Below are 16,134 nucleotides of genomic sequence, written 5' to 3'. Positions count from 1 at the left end.
ATTACGTGCATGATCGTGCATCCGCGCTGCGCCGCTTTGGTGCGCGGCTTGGGAAATGGCAATAGAAGGGCGCTCGGTTCGATCGACCGGACGGTCGGCCAGGCGCGGCAAACTTCAGAGCAGGCGGTGATCCGGGCGGTACGGGAAGCTCACGCGGTTTTTCGCGGTTGTTCAACAAACGGCATGAAGCTTGCTTTTTGGCGGGCTGCCATCCTTCGTCCAGGAGTCCGGTGTGTCCATACGCGTCGCGTTGCATCATGTCACACATTACCGTTACGACAGGCTGGTTTCACTGTCGCCCCAGGTCGTGCGTCTCAGGCCTGCGCCGCATTGCCGCACCCCGATCCTGTCGTATTCGATGCGGGTCGAGCCGGCCGAACATTTCATCAACTGGCAGCAGGACGCATTCGCCAACTATCAGGCGCGGCTCGTTTTCCCCGAGAAGACGCGCGAATTCAAGGTGACGGTGGACCTGATCGCCGAGATGGCGGTCTACAACCCGTTCGACTTCTTCCTCGAGCCCTCGGCCGAGCAATTTCCCTTCGACTATTCGCCCGGCCTCGCGCTGGAACTCGCGCCGTACCTCGTCAAGCGGCCAATGACGCCGCGCTTTGCCGAGTTCGTCGCGAGTATCGACCGCACGCCGACCGGCACCGCTGACTTCCTCGTCGCGCTGAATCAGCGGCTGCAGCGCGAGATTCGCTACCTGATCCGAATGGAGCCGGGCGTGCAGACGCCGGAGGAAACGCTCGTGAGCGCCGCGGGCTCGTGCCGCGATTCGGGCTGGCTGCTGGTCGAGACCTTGCGGCAACTGGGGCTGGCGGCGCGTTTCGTGTCCGGCTATCTGCTGCAACTCGCGCCCGACGTCAAATCCATCGACGGGCCGAGCGGCACCGAGGTCGATTTCACCGACCTGCATGCGTGGTGCGAGGTCTATCTGCCGGGCGCGGGCTGGATCGGCTTCGATCCGACGTCCGGGCTGCTGGCGGGCGAAGGGCATATCCCCGTCGCCTGCACGCCCGAGCCGGGCAGCGCGGCGCCGATCTCCGGCGCCGTCGACGAGTCCGAGGTCGAGTTCGAACACACCATGTCGATCGAACGGGTGCTGGAGACGCCGCGCGTCACCAAGCCGTTCAGCGAAGCGGTGTGGGCCGACGTGCTGAAAATGGGCGCCCACGTCGACCAGCAACTCGCCGGAATGGACGTGCGTCTGACAATGGGCGGCGAGCCGACCTTCGTCTCGGTGCGCGATCGCGACGCCGCCGAATGGAACACGGACGCGCTCGGCCCGACCAAACGTGGTTACGCGGTCGCGCTGATGGAAAAGCTGCGTGCGCGTTACGGGGCGAACGGCTTCCTGCATATCGGCCAGGGCAAGTGGTATCCGGGCGAGCAATTGCCGCGCTGGGCGATGTCGCTATACTGGCGCGCCGACGGCGAGCCCTGCTGGCACGACCCCGCGTTGTTCGCGGACGAGCGCGAGCCCGGTACCTACAGCGCCGCCGACGCGCAACGCTTCCTCGAGCATCTCGCGGCCAAACTCGCGCTCGACGCGGACTGCATCCAGCCCGGTTTTGAAGACGTCTGGTACTACCTGTGGCGCGAGCGCCGTCTGCCGGTCAATGTCGATCCGCTCGACGCGCGCCTCGACGACGAACTGGAGCGCGTGCGTCTGCGCCGCGTCTTCGACGCGGGGCTGGGCGGCGCGACCGGTTATGTGCTGCCGCTGGCGCGCGAGCGCGAGGTGCCGCACGAGGCGCCGAAATGGGTCAGCGGCCGCTGGTTTTTCCGCGACGAGCGCATGTTCCTGATTCCGGGCGATTCGCCGATGGGCTACCGCCTGCCGCTCGATTCGCTGCCGTGGGTGTCGAAGACCGACTATCCGTATCAGCACGCGCACGATCCGTTTGCGCCGCCCGTGCCGTTGCGCCCGGCCGCGCAGTTGCGCATGCAGTACGACGCCGGACCGCGCGACGGCGACCAGAGCGGCATGAGCGCCGCCGATGTGCGTCGCGCCGCGGCGCTGTCGTCTTCGGCGGCGGAATTGCTGAGCGGCATGCCAGGCGGCGGCGTGCTGGCCTATGCGCGTCAGCCCGGCGACGAGCCGATGCCGGCGCGCGGGCAGTCGTCGAAGGAAACCATTCGCACGGCGATTTGCGTCGAAGCGCGCGATCCGAAACGCGCGGCCGGTCCGAAGGCGGAAACGGAGGCGTTCGGCAGCGGCCGCACGCTGCTGCACGTGTTCATGCCGCCGCTCACCGAACTCGACGATTATCTCGACCTGCTCGCCGCCGTCGAGGCAACAGCGGCCGAGTTGCGCATGCAGGTGGTGCTCGAAGGGTATCCGCCGCCGCGCGACGCGCGCCTAAAAATGCTGCAGGTCACGCCAGACCCCGGTGTGATCGAGGTGAACATTCATCCGGCGGCGAACTGGGATCAACTGGTCGACCATACGGAGTATCTGTACCAGTCCGCGGCTGAAAGCTACCTCAGCAGCGAGAAGTTCATGACCGATGGGCGCCACACCGGAACCGGCGGCGGCAATCACTTCGTGCTGGGCGGCGCGACGCCCGCCGACAGTCCGTTCCTGCGCCGTCCCGATCTGCTGGCGAGCCTGATCGCTTACTGGCACAACCATCCGTCGCTGTCGTACCTGTTTTCCGGGCTGTTCATCGGGCCGACCAGCCAGGCGCCGCGTGTCGACGAAGCGCGCAACGATCAGGTCTACGAGCTCGAAGTGGCGATGCGCGAATTGCAGCGGCAGATCGACATGCTCGGCGGCCGCGAAAGCGCCAGCCTGCCGCCGTGGATGATCGACCGGTCGCTGCGCAACATCCTGATCGACGTCACGGGCAACACGCACCGCGCCGAGTTCTGCATCGACAAACTCTATTCGCCGGATGGCCCGACCGGCCGTCTCGGCCTGCTCGAACTGCGCGGCTTTGAAATGCCGCCGCACGCGCGCATGAGTCTGGTGCAGCAACTGCTGTTGCGAGCACTGGTGGCGCGTTTCTGGCACACGCCGTACACGCAGCGGCTCACGCGTTGGGGCACGGAATTGCACGACCGCTTCCTGCTCGGCACCTTCGTGAAGATGGATTTCGACGACGTGCTCGGCGAACTGAACCGCGCGGGCTTCGCCTTCGACAGCAGCTGGTTCGCGCCGCACTTCGAATTCCGCTTCCCGCTGGTCGGCGAAACGACGGTAAACGGCGTCTCGCTGACGATCCGCAACGCGCTCGAACCGTGGCACGTCATGGGCGAGGAGGGCTCGGCCGGCGGCACGGTGCGTTACGTGGATTCTTCGGTGGAGCGGCTCGAAGTGCGCGCGCTGGGGCTGAACGAGAACCGTCATGTGCTGACCGTCAACGGCGTGCCGGTGCCGTTGCAGCCGACCGGCCGGGTCAGCGAATATGTGGCCGGCGTGCGCTTTCGCGCGTGGTCGCAGCCGTCGGCGCTGCATCCGACCATCGGCGTGGACGCGCCGCTCACGTTCGATCTGGTCGATACATGGAGTGGCCGCTCGGTGGGCGGATGCCAGTATCATGTCGCTCATCCGGGCGGGCGCAATTACCAGACCTTCCCGATCAACGCCTATGAGGCGGAAAGCCGGCGGCGCGCGCGCTTCTTCGCGTCGGGACATACGCCGGGGCCGCTCACGGTCGATGCGCCGCAGCGCAGTCTGGAATTTCCTTTCACACTGGATCTGCGCTACTGGTAAAACCCGCACACTCTTAAAACGACACGACCTTGGCCTTTCAATCGACTTTTCCCTTCGAAACGTCCGCGGCGCACGCGGACGCTTCGTCCCTGCTGCGCCTGCTGCCGGCTCACGAGGGACATTGGGACGAGCTACGCGACGCCGCGGGCGCGTTGCGCGAACCGTGGCGGCAATTCTTCGAGCGGCTCGGCGAGGTCGGCATTGCGCGGCTCGACGATCATCTCGCCTCGGTCGCGCAGCAGATCCGCGACAACGACATCAGCTACAACGTCTATGCGGACAACGGCGAGCCGCGGCCGTGGGCGCTCGACCTGCTGCCGTTCCTGATCAGCGAGGACGAGTGGGCGCATATCGAGCTCGGCGTGACGCAGCGCGCGCATCTGCTCAACGCGATCGTCGCCGATATTTATGGGCCGCAAACGCTGCTCGAGCGCGGGCAACTGCCGCCCGCGCTGGTGTTCGGCCATCCCGGCTATCTGCGCTCGGTGAAGGGCTTCACGCCGCCGGGCGGCCAGTATCTGCAAGTGGTCGCGGTGGATCTGGCGCGCACGCCCAGTGGCGACTGGACCGTGATGGCGCATCGAACCGAGGCGCCGTCGGGGCTCGGGTACGCGCTGGAAAACCGCCTGATCGTCTCGACGCTGTTCGCCGACCCGTTCCGCGCCCTGCGCGTGAGCCGGCTCGCGCCGACCTATTCGCAACTGATCGCGACCCTCGTGCAGGCGGCGCAGGCCACGATGCGCCACGACGGCGACGATGTCGACCGTTCGCCGCATATCGCCTTTCTCACGCCGGGGCCGTTTAGCGAAACCTACTTCGAGCACGTGTTCCTCGCGCGCTATCTCGGCGTGACGCTGGTCGAAGGCAAGGACCTGACCGTGCGCGACGACAAGCTCTATCTGAAGACCCTCGCCGGCCTCGAACGCGTGCATGTGGTGCTGCGGCGTCTGGACGACGCGTTCTGCGACCCGGTCGAACTGCGCGCCGATTCGAGCATCGGCGTGCCCGGCCTGCTGCAGGTGATGCGCGCGGGCAATGTGATCGTCTCGAACGTGCCGGGCTCGGGCTTTGTCGAATCGCCGGCCTTGCACGGCTTTCTGCCGGGCATCGCCGAAGTGCTGCTCGGCGAAGACCTCGTCTTGCCGAGCGTGCCGACATGGTGGTGCGGCGAAAAGGCGGCGCGCAATCATGTCTTCGCGCGCCTCGATGAAGCGTTCATCGTGCCGACCTGGCCGGTCACCGGGCGCGATGCGCCGCCTGGCCTGGAGCAGGGCAGGCAGCGCCTCGCGACATGGCGCGAGCGCATCGAGGCCATGCCCGACACCTACACGATCCAGCAGGCGCAGCGCTTTTCCTGCGCGCCGCGTTATGAGGACGGCACCGTCGGTGGCCGTCCGTCGGTGCTGCGCGTCTATGCGATTGCCGACGTCAACGGCGGCTGGCACGTGATGCCGGGCGGCTTCACCCGCCTCGCCGCCGAACGCCAGACCACGGTGTCCATGCAGTACGGCGGCAGCAGCGTGGATACGTGGGTGCTGTCGAGCCAGCCGACGTCGACCTTCACGCTGCTGCCTTCGCCGATGCAACCCGCCGACCTCGCGCGCAAGCACCGCACCGTGTCGAGCCGCGCGGCGGAAAACCTGTATTGGGCCGGACGTTACGGCGAGCGCGCCGAAAACAACGTGCGTCTGCTGCGTCTGATTCTCGGCTCGCTGGAGGGCAACGACGCCGACGCAATGTTTCCGACCCTGGTCGAACTCGCCATGCATTGCGGGCTCGTGCAGTCCGGCGACATGTTCTCGCCGCATTCGCCGCAAGCCTTCGAGCGCGCGCTGGTCGCCAATCTGAGCGAGAGCACCGGCGCCGCGAGCATTGGCCAGAACCTGAATTGCCAGGCGCGCTCGAACGGGGAAGTGCGCGGGCGTCTGTCGAACGATCACTGGCGCACGATTCTTGCTGCGCGCAACGATTTCCGCGACGCGTTGCAGACGCTGATGCCGGCTCCGGGATACAACGGCGGCGGGTCGCAAGGCAACGGCAACGGCAGTCGCAACGGCAACGGCAGTCGCAACGGCAACGGCGAACGCTACGAGCGTTACGACCGCGTCACGCTGATGAACGCGCTCGAACACCTGTCGGTGCAGTTGTCGGCGATCAGCGGCGCGCAGGGCGACCGTATGACACGCGACGAGGCGTGGCGCCTGCTGTTCGTGGGCCGCCACATCGAGCGTGTGTCGGCCATGACGTCGGTACTGCGAGTCGTTGCCGACAAGGGACAGCTCTCGACGCCCGCCGGCTTCGATCTGCTGCTGCAGTTGTTCGACAGCACGCTCACGTATCGTTCGCTGTATCCGGGCCGCTTCGAAGTGCCGGCGTTGCTGGACCTGCTGGTCATCGAACCCACCAATCCGCGCGGCATCTACGGCGTGTACGAGCGCCTGCGCAAGAAGCTCGACGAGATCGCCGTGGCGGCGGGCAGCACGCGGCATCGTCCGTTTGCCGAATTGATGGCGCCCGCCGCTTCGCTGCCGACGCTCGAAGCGCTGTGCGCGGTCGACGAAGACGGCGCCTACGGCAATCTGATTGCGGTGTGCGATCAGATCGGCGCATTTGCCGGCGCGGCCGCGCATGAAATCAGCGCGCGTTATTTCAGCCACGCCAGCACCGTCGCCTCACAGGTGTGGTCATGAAGAACGCGCCGACCGTGCTGTCCGTTTCGCATCGCACCACCTATCGCTACTCCACTTATGTGGAGACCGCGCAGCATCTCGCGACGATCCGGCCGATTGCCTGCTCGTGGCAACGCGTGGTCTCGCACAGCGAGAAGATCGAACCCGAACCGTCGTATCTGAATAGCCGGATCGACGCATTCGGCAACGACGTCCTGTACTTCGCGCTGGACGCGCCGCACGAGCGCTTGCAACTCGTCAGCGAAACCACGGTGGCGCTCACGCCGCGCTGGACCGACCTCGACCCCGAGTCGACACCCGAATGGGACGACGTGGCCGAGGCGCTGCGCTTTCGCGTCGGCGGCCAGTTCCGGCCCGAGGTGGAGTTCTGTTTCGCGTCGCCGAACATCGTGCCGCGGCCGTCGTTGCGCGCCTATGCGTTGCCGAGCTTTCCGCCCGGCTCGCCTATCGCCGCGGGCGCGATCGATCTGATGCACCGCATTCACGAAGACTTCGCCTACAAGCCTTCCGCGACGATGTTCGATACCCCGGCCGAACGCGCCTTCGAACTGAAAAGCGGGGTGTGTCAGGACTTCGCTCAGGTGATGATCGGCTGCCTGCGCTCGCTGGGTTTGCCGGCGCGCTATGTGAGCGGCTATCTGCGCAACGATCCGCCGCCTGGGCAGCCGCGTTTGATCGGCGCGGACGCGTCCCACGCGTGGGTGTCGGTGCATTGCCCCGGCAGCGGCTGGATCGATCTCGATCCGACCAACGACGTGCTTGCCGATCTCGATCACGTCACGCTGGCCATTGGCCGCGATTACAGCGACGTGTCCCTGCTGCGCGGGATGATTCTCGGCGGCGGCGCCCATCGGGTGGAAGTAGGGGTGACGGTTCTCGCGCTCTAGGCGCGCGCCGCGCCCGGCGGCCCATTTTCCAGCGCCCGTTCCGTCGCGCATTGTCGTCCCGCATTTCCAGCGATCGATCACGTTCAGGACCGCGAACTTGCGTCGCGGCTCGCTCGATCACGACTCCACCGCTCGGTCTGAGCGGTGCGGACCTCTCCCTCGGCAGCCGCTTTACTCGACAGCATGTTCATGCCGTGTTTATGCCATGTTTATGCCACTCGGCGCCAGCATCTCCCGCGTAATCCCATGACATCTTTGGGAAAGTTCCGACGTTCTCTCAGTGAAATCGTATAGCTGGCGAGATCGCCAACGCGGATACTTTCACCCGTTGCTCTCGGGCAACCTGAAGAAAGTGTCCTGACCTGGAATAAACCTGCTGCACGTTCTTTGCGGGAATCGTTGCAAGCATCGTTGCAACGCTTGCTCGTCGCGTGGCGCCGTTTTCGATCGACCGGGATGCAGTCACGCGAAACCGGCTGCCTCACAGCACGCTTGGAACGACGAACATTGATAGTTGAAATGGCGGCAAAAGGACAGTCCGAATTTAAACGGGGGTTGAGCAGGGGAGCGCGGAGGCGCACCCATGCGCTGATGCTCGGTGCGCTTGGCGCCTGTGTGTCGGCGTCGGGCCATGCCCAGACCGATTCGGGCGCAAGCGCGCAGTTCAACGATCAGCATGACGACGGTGCGAGCGCTTCCGCGACGGACCCGGGACAGGCAGCGCCCGGGAGCGAGCCTATCGTGGCTCCGCATGCGGAAGGTCCGTCGGCGTCGCTCGGTTACGCTTTCAATACGTTCCATACGGCAGCGCAGGGAACAGCGGATACACGGAATTATCTTGGCTTTACCGCCGGCGCGAGGATCGGCAGCTGGCAAGTGCGCGAGCGGGGCGCGCTTCAGTCCGTGACGGGCCGAGGCACGTCATATCAGAACATCGAGGCTTACCTGCAGCGTGACATTCCGTCGCTGAAAAGCCGCGCCGTTCTCGGCGACCAGTTCACGGACGGCGCTGTTTTCGACAGCGTCGGCTTGCGTGGTGTCAAGTTGGAAAGCGCCGATAGCGTCGATAGCGCGGTATCCGAGGCGGTGCCAGGTTACGCGCCCATCGTGCGCGGTGTGGCCATGTCGAATGCGCTTGTCACCGTGACACAGAACGGCAACCGCTTGTACGAAGCGGCGGTTGCGCCGGGACCGTTCGAGATCGACGACATTGCGGCAACCGGTTATGGCGGCAATCTGCTTGTGACGGTGACGGAGGCTGATGGCAGCCGGCACAGTTTCGCGGTTCCGTATCCCCGCGCCGTGCCGCTGTTGCGTCAGTCCTCCACGCGATTCAGCTTCGCCGGTGGCGTGACCCGTGACCCGCAGATCAGGCGCCACGACGCGCTGGTGCAAGGCACGGTCCAGCACGGTTTCAGCGGCATGGTGACAGGATACAGCGGCGCGATTGCCGCGCAAGGCTATGTCTCCGGCTTGATCGGTGCGGCGCTCCGTACGCCGATCGGCGCGCTGTCGGCCGACGTGTCGGCGGCTCAGGCCGACATTGCGCAGTCGCGAAGTACGCGAGGTGCGAGCTTGCGCATCGGCTATAGCAAGTTCATCGAGCCGATGGATACGAACGTCTCGATCGCCGCGTATGGCTACTCATCCGGCGGCTTTCTGTCATTGCGCGACGCGATGCTGGAACGCGACGCGGTGCTAACGGGTTCCAACCCACGTGGCGTCGGCCGCCGGCGCAACCAGTTGCAGATTGCGCTGAACCAGCGCCTCGGCGCCGCCGCCGGCACGCTGTATGTCGTCGGCTCGACCTCGGACTATTGGAACCGTTCGGGCTCCGACACGCAGTTTCAGATCGGCTACACCGGCGCGTTACGCGTGGCCAATGCGAATCTGAACTACACGGTGTCGGTTTCCCGGCAGCGCACCGGACTGAGCGGGCCGATGAGCAACCAGCTGTTCGCCACCGTCTCGGTGCCGCTTGGCAAGGCGGAGCGTGCTCCAGCGCTATCGTCCGGCTTGATGCATGACAGTCGTGCCGGCTGGTCCGAACAGGCAACGCTCGTGGGATCGACAGGCACCGCGAACGAACTGGATTACGGCCTGTACGGCACGCACTCGGACCAGTCGACCATGGGTGGCGGCAATGTCCAGTACCACAGTCCCTACGCGACTTTCGGCGCAGGCGCGAGCGGCGGGTCGGGCTATTCGCAGGTGTCGGCGAACATTCGGGGCTCGGTGTTTGCCCGCAGGGAAGGCATCACGCTCGCCGAAGGGCCAGTCGACAGAACGGATGCCGCGCAGCCGAAGCGTGCTGCCGGCGCCGGCGTGCCGGAGTATCCGGACGCGAGCGCGGGCAGTCCCGGCTATGTGGCCGTGCCGCATCTGCTGCCCGGCAGCGCGGACCTGATTGAAGTCGGTCCCCAACGCGCTTTACCCGACAACAGGGCCGAACCGGCGAGTACGCAGACAGCGCCACCGTTGAATACGGGCGTCGTGACGCGTCAGCCCGCGGGCGAGAGCATCGCTTCGAATGTCGCAACCGCGGACCAGACGGAAGGGGCCGAGCGGCTGATGCTGTTCATGAATGTGATGCCCATGAAGGTATACGTCCGCAATTCGGTCGTCTCCTGGTCGGACCTCCAGCGTGGGGGCGGACATCACTAATGCTGCGTCGGGCAGGTCAGCAGGATCTGCAATCGCGCTCTTCAAAGACCGTGCGTCGACCGGGTAGCTAAAGGATTCAAGGATTGGCCGAGCCTCGCAAGAGGTATAGCCATGTTTTGCAGGTCGTAGTTAGAAGTAGCGGTTGTAGTTAGTTTTACTCATTTAAATATCCTCATTAAAAGGCAAGAAAATGCAAAAGATCGATCGTAACGCACTGGCTCAATCGAAAATCGCTGGCGGCTGCTGCAAGTGCTGCTGTGCGCCGGCGAGCGCGTCCAAGGCCTCGGCGCCGACCGCTGCACCGGCCGCAGCTCCGGCGGCTCAGCCGGGCGCACGCAGCTAAGCAGCGTTGCCATAGCGGTGCAAGGGCGGGCTGATTGCCCGCCCGCAGCCTCGCGAAGCCCGGTCGCCCGCGATCGGGCTTCGCGTGCGGACGACGAATCATGGCGTTCCCGTGGAGCGGCTATGTCACCGAAACGAAGGAACAAGCATGCGGTTATTCAAAGCGTTGCGTGCGTTGCCCGCCGCTTTCACGCGCGCTGCGAAACGCAGCCGCGACCGGCTCAAGGGCGCGTGCCTTGCGCGCATCCCGTTGCGCGCGATCGAGCCGCTTGCCATTTCCGCGTGGTATGTGAGGAGCTGTTTTAACGCGAGGCTCCGTTGGAGCGGTCTCGAGCGGCGGGAAATCGGGCACGACGTGCTGAAGCTCGCCCCTGTCGACGATCGCCGCGTGCTGCCCGGCAGGGTGCTGGAGAAACTGATCGATCAACGGCTTCACTTCGGTCGCCAGCGCAATCGCGCGGAGGCATGGCCGGATCTGCAACGTGCGGCGAGCGTGCTGGCGCAGATCATCAGAAAGATCAAAACGGCGACGCCCGGGCGGCCGGTCATCGTTTCGCCATTTCATTACGTCTCTCAATACGCAAACATTTACTTGATCGACGAACTGCGCAAGCAACTCGGTCTCGTGTCGATCGGTGTCGTCTCGGGTGTGCCACAGAATATCTACGGAAGCGATGACGCGATGATTCCACACATCGACATCCTCCACACGTATAGCGAAACCAACCGCAGCGGATTGGGTTTGCGCGCGGCGCGCTCGCTCAAACGCAACGGTGTCGTCGTGCTGTTCTCCGATGCGCCGCCGTTTACGCTGAGCGGTTATCCCATGGAGACGGTCGGCGTCTGCCTGTTCGGGCGTCCATCGCGGATCCATAACGGCGTATTTCGCATGGGCGCGCCGCTCGACGCGCTGCTGCTGCCGTTCTATCTGCGCTTCGAGCATGGGCGTTTCGGCGCCGTCGTATTCGAGCCGCTCGAACTGGCGCACAGCGACGCGCCTCAGCGCGTGGCCGACTGCATAGAGAAGGCCCTGCGAGACAACTATGCGCGTGCCCTGGCCGCCGGACATCCTTCAATGTACGCATTTGCGCCGCTCAGATAACTCGCGCGGTGAGCGCTAGAAATACACATCCCGTCTTCAGTGGCGAGACGGCAGGACAGTCATGGACCCAACCAGCATTCCGCAGTACAAGGACATCTCCTGGCGATGGATCGCCTATGCCGCTTCGGCTATCGTGGTTGTTGCCGTCGGCTTCGGCTTCCTGCATGAAATCGAACTCAAGCAGGACGTGCAGTGCGAAATCGTGTCGCCGGCCGAAGTGAAGGTGCGGGGTTTGAGTGGCCTCGTGACGTCGGTGTACGTGCGCCCGTCGGAACGCGTAGCATCCGGTGCGCCCTTGTTCACCCTGCAGCGCGACCTGTCGTTGTCGAGCGACGGCCGCCAGCGCAATGTATTCGACGCGCAAATGCGGGACGAACAGATTCGTGTCGCAGACGAGCAATACGCCCAACGCAAAGCGCAATTGACCGCGCAGCGGGATGCTTCGTTGCTGACCGGCTCGAGCCGCAAGGCCGAGCTCATCGCGCTGGATGAACAGATCACCCAGAACCGCCAGCTTTCCGACGAATCGCAGCAGAAGCTCGCGCGCCTCAAGTCGGTGGCGGACTACGTCACCATGGATCGTATCGAGCAAGCGCGTGCCGACGAACATCAGGTCAAGGTTTCCATTGCGCAAGGCCTGGCGCGCCGCGAACAACTGCGCGGCGAGATGTCGACGCTCAGCGGCGCGCTGCTCGACCTCGATGCGCAATTGAAAGAGAACGACGCGCGGCACGAACAAAGCATTCAGGACATCCAGATGCGCTTCGAGCAGTCGCGCCAGGACGCGACGATCTCGGCGCCGCGGGCGGGGGTCGTCACGTTTTCGAAACTCGTAACGGGCCACACGCTGGAGGCGTCCGAGGTCGCGCTCGTCATCGCGACAGATGACAAGGGGGCATTGCGGGCGGCGCTGCGCATTCCGTCGCGCCGCCGGGGCTTCGTGGAAAAAGGCCAGATCGTGCGGCTCAAATTCGACGCGTTTCCGTACGCGAAATTCGGCAGCTACGAAGCACGTATCGACGCCATCTCGGACACGACGATGCAGTCATCCCCCTCTTTGCCGGGCATGCCCGCCTCGCTCGGCGCTCAAAGCGGCGGAGACGGCGACTACCTGGCCTGGGCGACGCTGCGGGGCAACACGTTCGACTACGGCAAACGGCATTTCGGCATCTTGCCCGGCATGCGGGCCACGGCGAGCATCGTCGTCGAGCGTCGAACGATCGCCGAATGGGTGCTGGCGCCGCTTTTCCGCATGATCAGAGGCTAATCAGGGGGCCCAGTGCGAACGATTTACCAGAACGAAGTCGCGGAATGCGGCTATGCGTGCCTCGCCATGGTGCTCTCGCATCTTGGCCGTGCCACCGAAGTGCGAGAACTGTCCGCATTCAGGCCGATCTCGGCGAACGGTCTGTCTTTGATGGACCTGTACGACGTCGCCACCGAATTCGGCCTCGCCGTGCAGGCTTACCGGTTCGACGTGGCGGATCTGCCGTCGGTCAAGCGAGGCTCGATTCTTCACTTTGGCGGCGCGCATTTCGTGGTGTTCGAGAAATGCGGTCATGGCTACGTGCAGGTTGTCGATCCGGCCAGCGGCCGGCGGCGGGTCTCCATGGACACGTTCGTGGCGAGCGTGTCCGGCTATCTGCTCGAATGCTCCGCTACGCCTTCCATGCCGCGTATTCGCGCGAAATCGCAGGTGCCTGGCGCACTGGCGCGCGTCCGGGCGCTGAATCCCGCGCTGCGTCGACAACTGGCGAAAGTCATGTTCGTCGCGCTGGGTAGCCAGTTCGCGATCCTCGCCATGCCTTATCTGGGCAACCTCGTGCTCGACTATGTGGTCTCGGCGGACAACATCAATTTGCTGAGCGTGCTCGTGCTGACATTCGCCGGCATTTCGCGGTCGGTGCGCTCAGCCAGTACGTGGAGACCCGCCTCGTCGAATTGCTGCATCAGCTTACGCAGATCAACATGACCGAGGGGTTGCTCGGCCACCTCCTGCGCAACTCCATGTCGTGGTTCGAGAAGCGCCATGTCGGCGACGTTTTCGCGCGCATCAAGGCGCAGGATGAGATCAGCGTGCATGCGACCCGAACCGTGACGGCAATGTGCATCGACATCGCCGTCGGGACGCTCGCCCTCGTGCTGATGCTGGTGCAAAGCCGCATGCTGACGGCTGTCGCGGCAGGCATGTTCGTCGTCTATCTTGCGGTTGCATTGGGCATGTTCGCGCGCATGCGGGACAACCATGCGCTCGTGCTCGAGACGTCGGCGCGTTGCGACGATGCCCTAATCGAAACGATCCGCGCGGCGAGCCTGATCAAGCTCGCCCAGGGCGAGACGCGCCGCACGGCGCTCTTCATGATCAAGTACAAGGAATATGTGGCCGCGCTGCTGGCGAGTAACCGGCTGACGAGCGCTCGCGATGCCATCCTCAAGTTGGTCCAGTACGCGGACACGCTTGCGATCACCTGGTTCGCCGCGCGGCTGATGCTGGCCGGCACCGTGTCCGTGGGCGTGTTCTATTCGTTCCTGATTTACAAGTCGCTGATGTCCGAGCGTCTTGCGCATGCCGTCAACGGTGCGTTCGCGTACTTCATGTTGAGTGTACCGACCGCGCGCGTGGCGGACATCGTCGAATGCGAAGAGGAGCGCTATACGCCGCTTGCCGATTGCAACCGCGCAACCGAGATACGCATGTTCGAGCGCATTGAAGTGCGCAATGTCACGTTTCGCTACGGCGTTTCCGACCAGCCGGTTCTACGAGAGGTGAACATCGATATCCGGCAGGGTGACAAGATCGCCATTACGGGGCCGTCGGGCGCGGGGAAGTCGACGTTGTTCAAACTGCTGTCGGCCTCCGAGCCGCTTCAGGAAGGGCAGATCGCCCTCAACGGCATTGCATGGCCCAATCTGACAGTCGACGAGATCCGGCGGCATGCCGCGCACATGCGTCAGGGCGACCTGATTCTGCACGGCTCGATTGCCGAAAACATTACGTTGTTTGCAGCCAGTATCGACGAAGACCGCGTGCATGCGCTGCTCGAAGACGTTGGGCTACTGCAGGACGTCATGCGTCTGCCAATGCGCACGCGCACCGTCATTAGCGACACGATCGCGAATATTTCGGCGGGGCAGCGGCAACGCTTGCTGTTGGCGCGCGCGCTCTATCAGGGCCGCAGCCTGCTGCTGCTCGACGAGCCGACCTCCAATCTCGATCCGGCTTCGGTGCAGCACGTGGCCGCCTTGCTGCGGCGGCTGAACTGCACGGTTGTCGTGATTACGCACGACCGCTCGCTGGCAGCCGCCTTCGATATTCGATATCGCCTGATGGACGGCGCCCTGGTACCCGAGATGCCCGATCACGCGCAGCGTCTACAGGAGCCGATCCATGTTTGAGTTTCGCCTCGCGGGCGTGGCTGTCAGCCTGTTGTGCGCCATTGCAGACCCTGCGTTTGCGACCGACCTGCTCACGGTCACGCAACAGACGCTGGGCCGCGACTCCAGCCTCGCGCAGGCACGCGCCGGCTACGCGGCGGCCCAGCAGGCCGTCCCGCAGGCTCGCGCCGGCCTCTTGCCGCAGATTTCCGCGGGGTGGGGGCGCACCTATAACAGCATAGCGACCGATGGTTTCCCGAAGACCACTTACTGGCAATCGGGATGGACCATCAATATCGCGCAGCCCTTGTTCGACTGGACGAAGTGGAGCAACTACAAGCAGGCGGATTTTGTCGAAGCCCGCGGCGCCGTCGAGTTGAATGCCGCGCAACAGGCAGCGATCCTGCGGGCCGTGCGCGTGTATTTCGAAGCGCTCGTGGCCGAGGATGAACTGAAGCGCGTCAGCGAATACGCGAGCGCGGTCGATCAGCAACTGCAATTGATCAGCCGGGGCAAAGCCGCGGGTGAAGCGACGCTGATCGATCTGCGCGACGCCCAGACGGCGCGCGAGAAGGTTACGCTCGAACAGATGGATGCCGGGAATGCGTTACTTGCCAGGCGCCGGGCGTTCGAGCAAGCCACCGGCGTGCCTTTCGAGACGCTCGTGCGCTTGCCTGACTCGTTGCCGATGCCGCGCCTGCAACCCGAGGACATCGATGCGTGGGCCGACCAGGCTAAAAATCACGCGTTCGATGTCCAACTGAAACAGCTGGACTGGCAGATTGCCAGAATAGAGGTGAGCAAGGCCACATCGGCGCATCTGCCCTCTGTTTACGTGACCGGAAGCTATACCCCGGCCGGCGCGGCGTCCGGCTACGCACGCCCCACCACGACGACGACGGGCATGCTCGCCATCTCGATACCGGTTTTTTCCGGCGGCGAGACACAGGCCCGGGCGAAGGCGTCGTCCGCTCTGGAAGAGAAGGCGCACGAGGGCCTTGCCGGCGCGTTGCGCGACGCCGAGGCCGCGGCGCGCAACGATTACAGCCGCTATCAGTATGGACGCACGCGCATCGACCTGCTCACGCACCTCGTCGCGTCGTCGCAGGAGGTGCTGGCGGCAACCCGGGTTGGCTTTCGGGTGGGGAGTCGAACCGCCAGCGACGTGCTTAGAGCGATCGATGCGCTCTATTCTTCGCAACGCGATCTGCTGGCCGCCCGCTATGACGCCATCGTCGCGTTGATGCAACTCAAAGGCGACACGGCCGCGCTGAGCATCACGGACGTGGTTCAGATCAACGACATGCTGGTGCGCTGAACCGCGAAGGGCGTCGATCGTGATACCGCGATTGT

7 protein-coding genes and 1 pseudogene are annotated in these 16,134 nt (G+C 64.5%); all 8 read left to right on the top strand.

Annotation, left to right across the window (positions count from 1 at the left end):
- Nucleotides 1-232 precede the first annotated feature (232 nt).
- The 8 genes and pseudogenes from CJU94_RS25650 to CJU94_RS25615 all read left to right on the top strand — a co-directional run bounded on the left by CJU94_RS25650 (nucleotide 233) and on the right by CJU94_RS25615 (nucleotide 16,099).
- Complete coding sequence (locus tag CJU94_RS25650; RefSeq protein WP_095421446.1) at nucleotides 233-3,721, top strand: transglutaminase family protein; 3,489 nt, start codon at nucleotides 233-235, stop codon at nucleotides 3,719-3,721.
- Between the two features lie 29 nt (nucleotides 3,722-3,750).
- Nucleotides 3,751-6,411 (top strand): circularly permuted type 2 ATP-grasp protein, encoded by a 2,661-nt coding sequence (locus CJU94_RS25645; protein ID WP_095421445.1) that lies wholly within the window; start codon nucleotides 3,751-3,753, stop codon nucleotides 6,409-6,411.
- A complete protein-coding gene (locus CJU94_RS25640; protein WP_095421444.1) occupies nucleotides 6,408-7,298 on the top strand; it encodes a transglutaminase family protein in 891 nt (296 codons plus the stop codon). The genes CJU94_RS25645 and CJU94_RS25640 overlap by 4 nt, the downstream gene beginning before the upstream one ends.
- A gap of 591 nt (nucleotides 7,299-7,889) precedes the next feature.
- Nucleotides 7,890-9,962 carry a fimbria/pilus outer membrane usher protein gene (locus tag CJU94_RS25635; RefSeq protein WP_157763809.1) on the top strand — a complete coding sequence of 691 codons (2,073 nt, stop codon included), beginning with the start codon at nucleotides 7,890-7,892 and terminating at the stop codon, nucleotides 9,960-9,962.
- A 490-nt stretch (nucleotides 9,963-10,452) separates the two neighbouring features.
- Complete coding sequence (locus CJU94_RS25630) at nucleotides 10,453-11,406, top strand: lysophospholipid acyltransferase family protein (RefSeq protein ID WP_167397573.1); 954 nt, start codon at nucleotides 10,453-10,455, stop codon at nucleotides 11,404-11,406.
- A 61-nt stretch (nucleotides 11,407-11,467) separates the two neighbouring features.
- Nucleotides 11,468-12,673, top strand: coding sequence for a putative HlyD family type I secretion protein (locus CJU94_RS25625; protein WP_095421442.1), 1,206 nt, complete (start codon nucleotides 11,468-11,470; stop codon nucleotides 12,671-12,673).
- Nucleotides 12,674-12,685: 12 nt separating this feature from the next.
- Nucleotides 12,686-14,802: pseudogene (locus CJU94_RS25620) on the top strand (peptidase domain-containing ABC transporter).
- Nucleotides 14,795-16,099, top strand: a complete 1,305-nt coding sequence (locus CJU94_RS25615; RefSeq protein ID WP_095421441.1) for a TolC family outer membrane protein — start codon at nucleotides 14,795-14,797, stop codon at nucleotides 16,097-16,099. Before CJU94_RS25620 ends, CJU94_RS25615 begins: the two are co-directional and overlap by 8 nt.
- Nucleotides 16,100-16,134 lie beyond the last annotated feature (35 nt).

It is taken from the genome of Paraburkholderia aromaticivorans (genome assembly GCF_002278075.1).
Taxonomy (GTDB): Bacteria; Pseudomonadota; Gammaproteobacteria; order Burkholderiales; family Burkholderiaceae; genus Paraburkholderia; species Paraburkholderia aromaticivorans.
This window is presented reverse-complemented; position numbering and strand designations above follow the sequence as displayed.

What these genes read in the sequence shown, in the direction of transcription:
- CJU94_RS25640 (WP_095421444.1), top strand. Translation starts at nt 6,408, where the DNA reads ATGAAGAACGCGCCGACCGTGCTGTCCGTTTCGCATCGCACCACCTAT.
- CJU94_RS25635 (WP_157763809.1), top strand. Translation starts at nt 7,890, where the DNA reads ATGCTCGGTGCGCTTGGCGCCTGTGTGTCGGCGTCGGGCCATGCCCAG.
- CJU94_RS25630 (WP_167397573.1), top strand. Translation starts at nt 10,453, where the DNA reads ATGCGGTTATTCAAAGCGTTGCGTGCGTTGCCCGCCGCTTTCACGCGC.
- CJU94_RS25625 (WP_095421442.1), top strand. Translation starts at nt 11,468, where the DNA reads ATGGACCCAACCAGCATTCCGCAGTACAAGGACATCTCCTGGCGATGG.
- CJU94_RS25615 (WP_095421441.1), top strand. Translation starts at nt 14,795, where the DNA reads ATGTTTGAGTTTCGCCTCGCGGGCGTGGCTGTCAGCCTGTTGTGCGCC.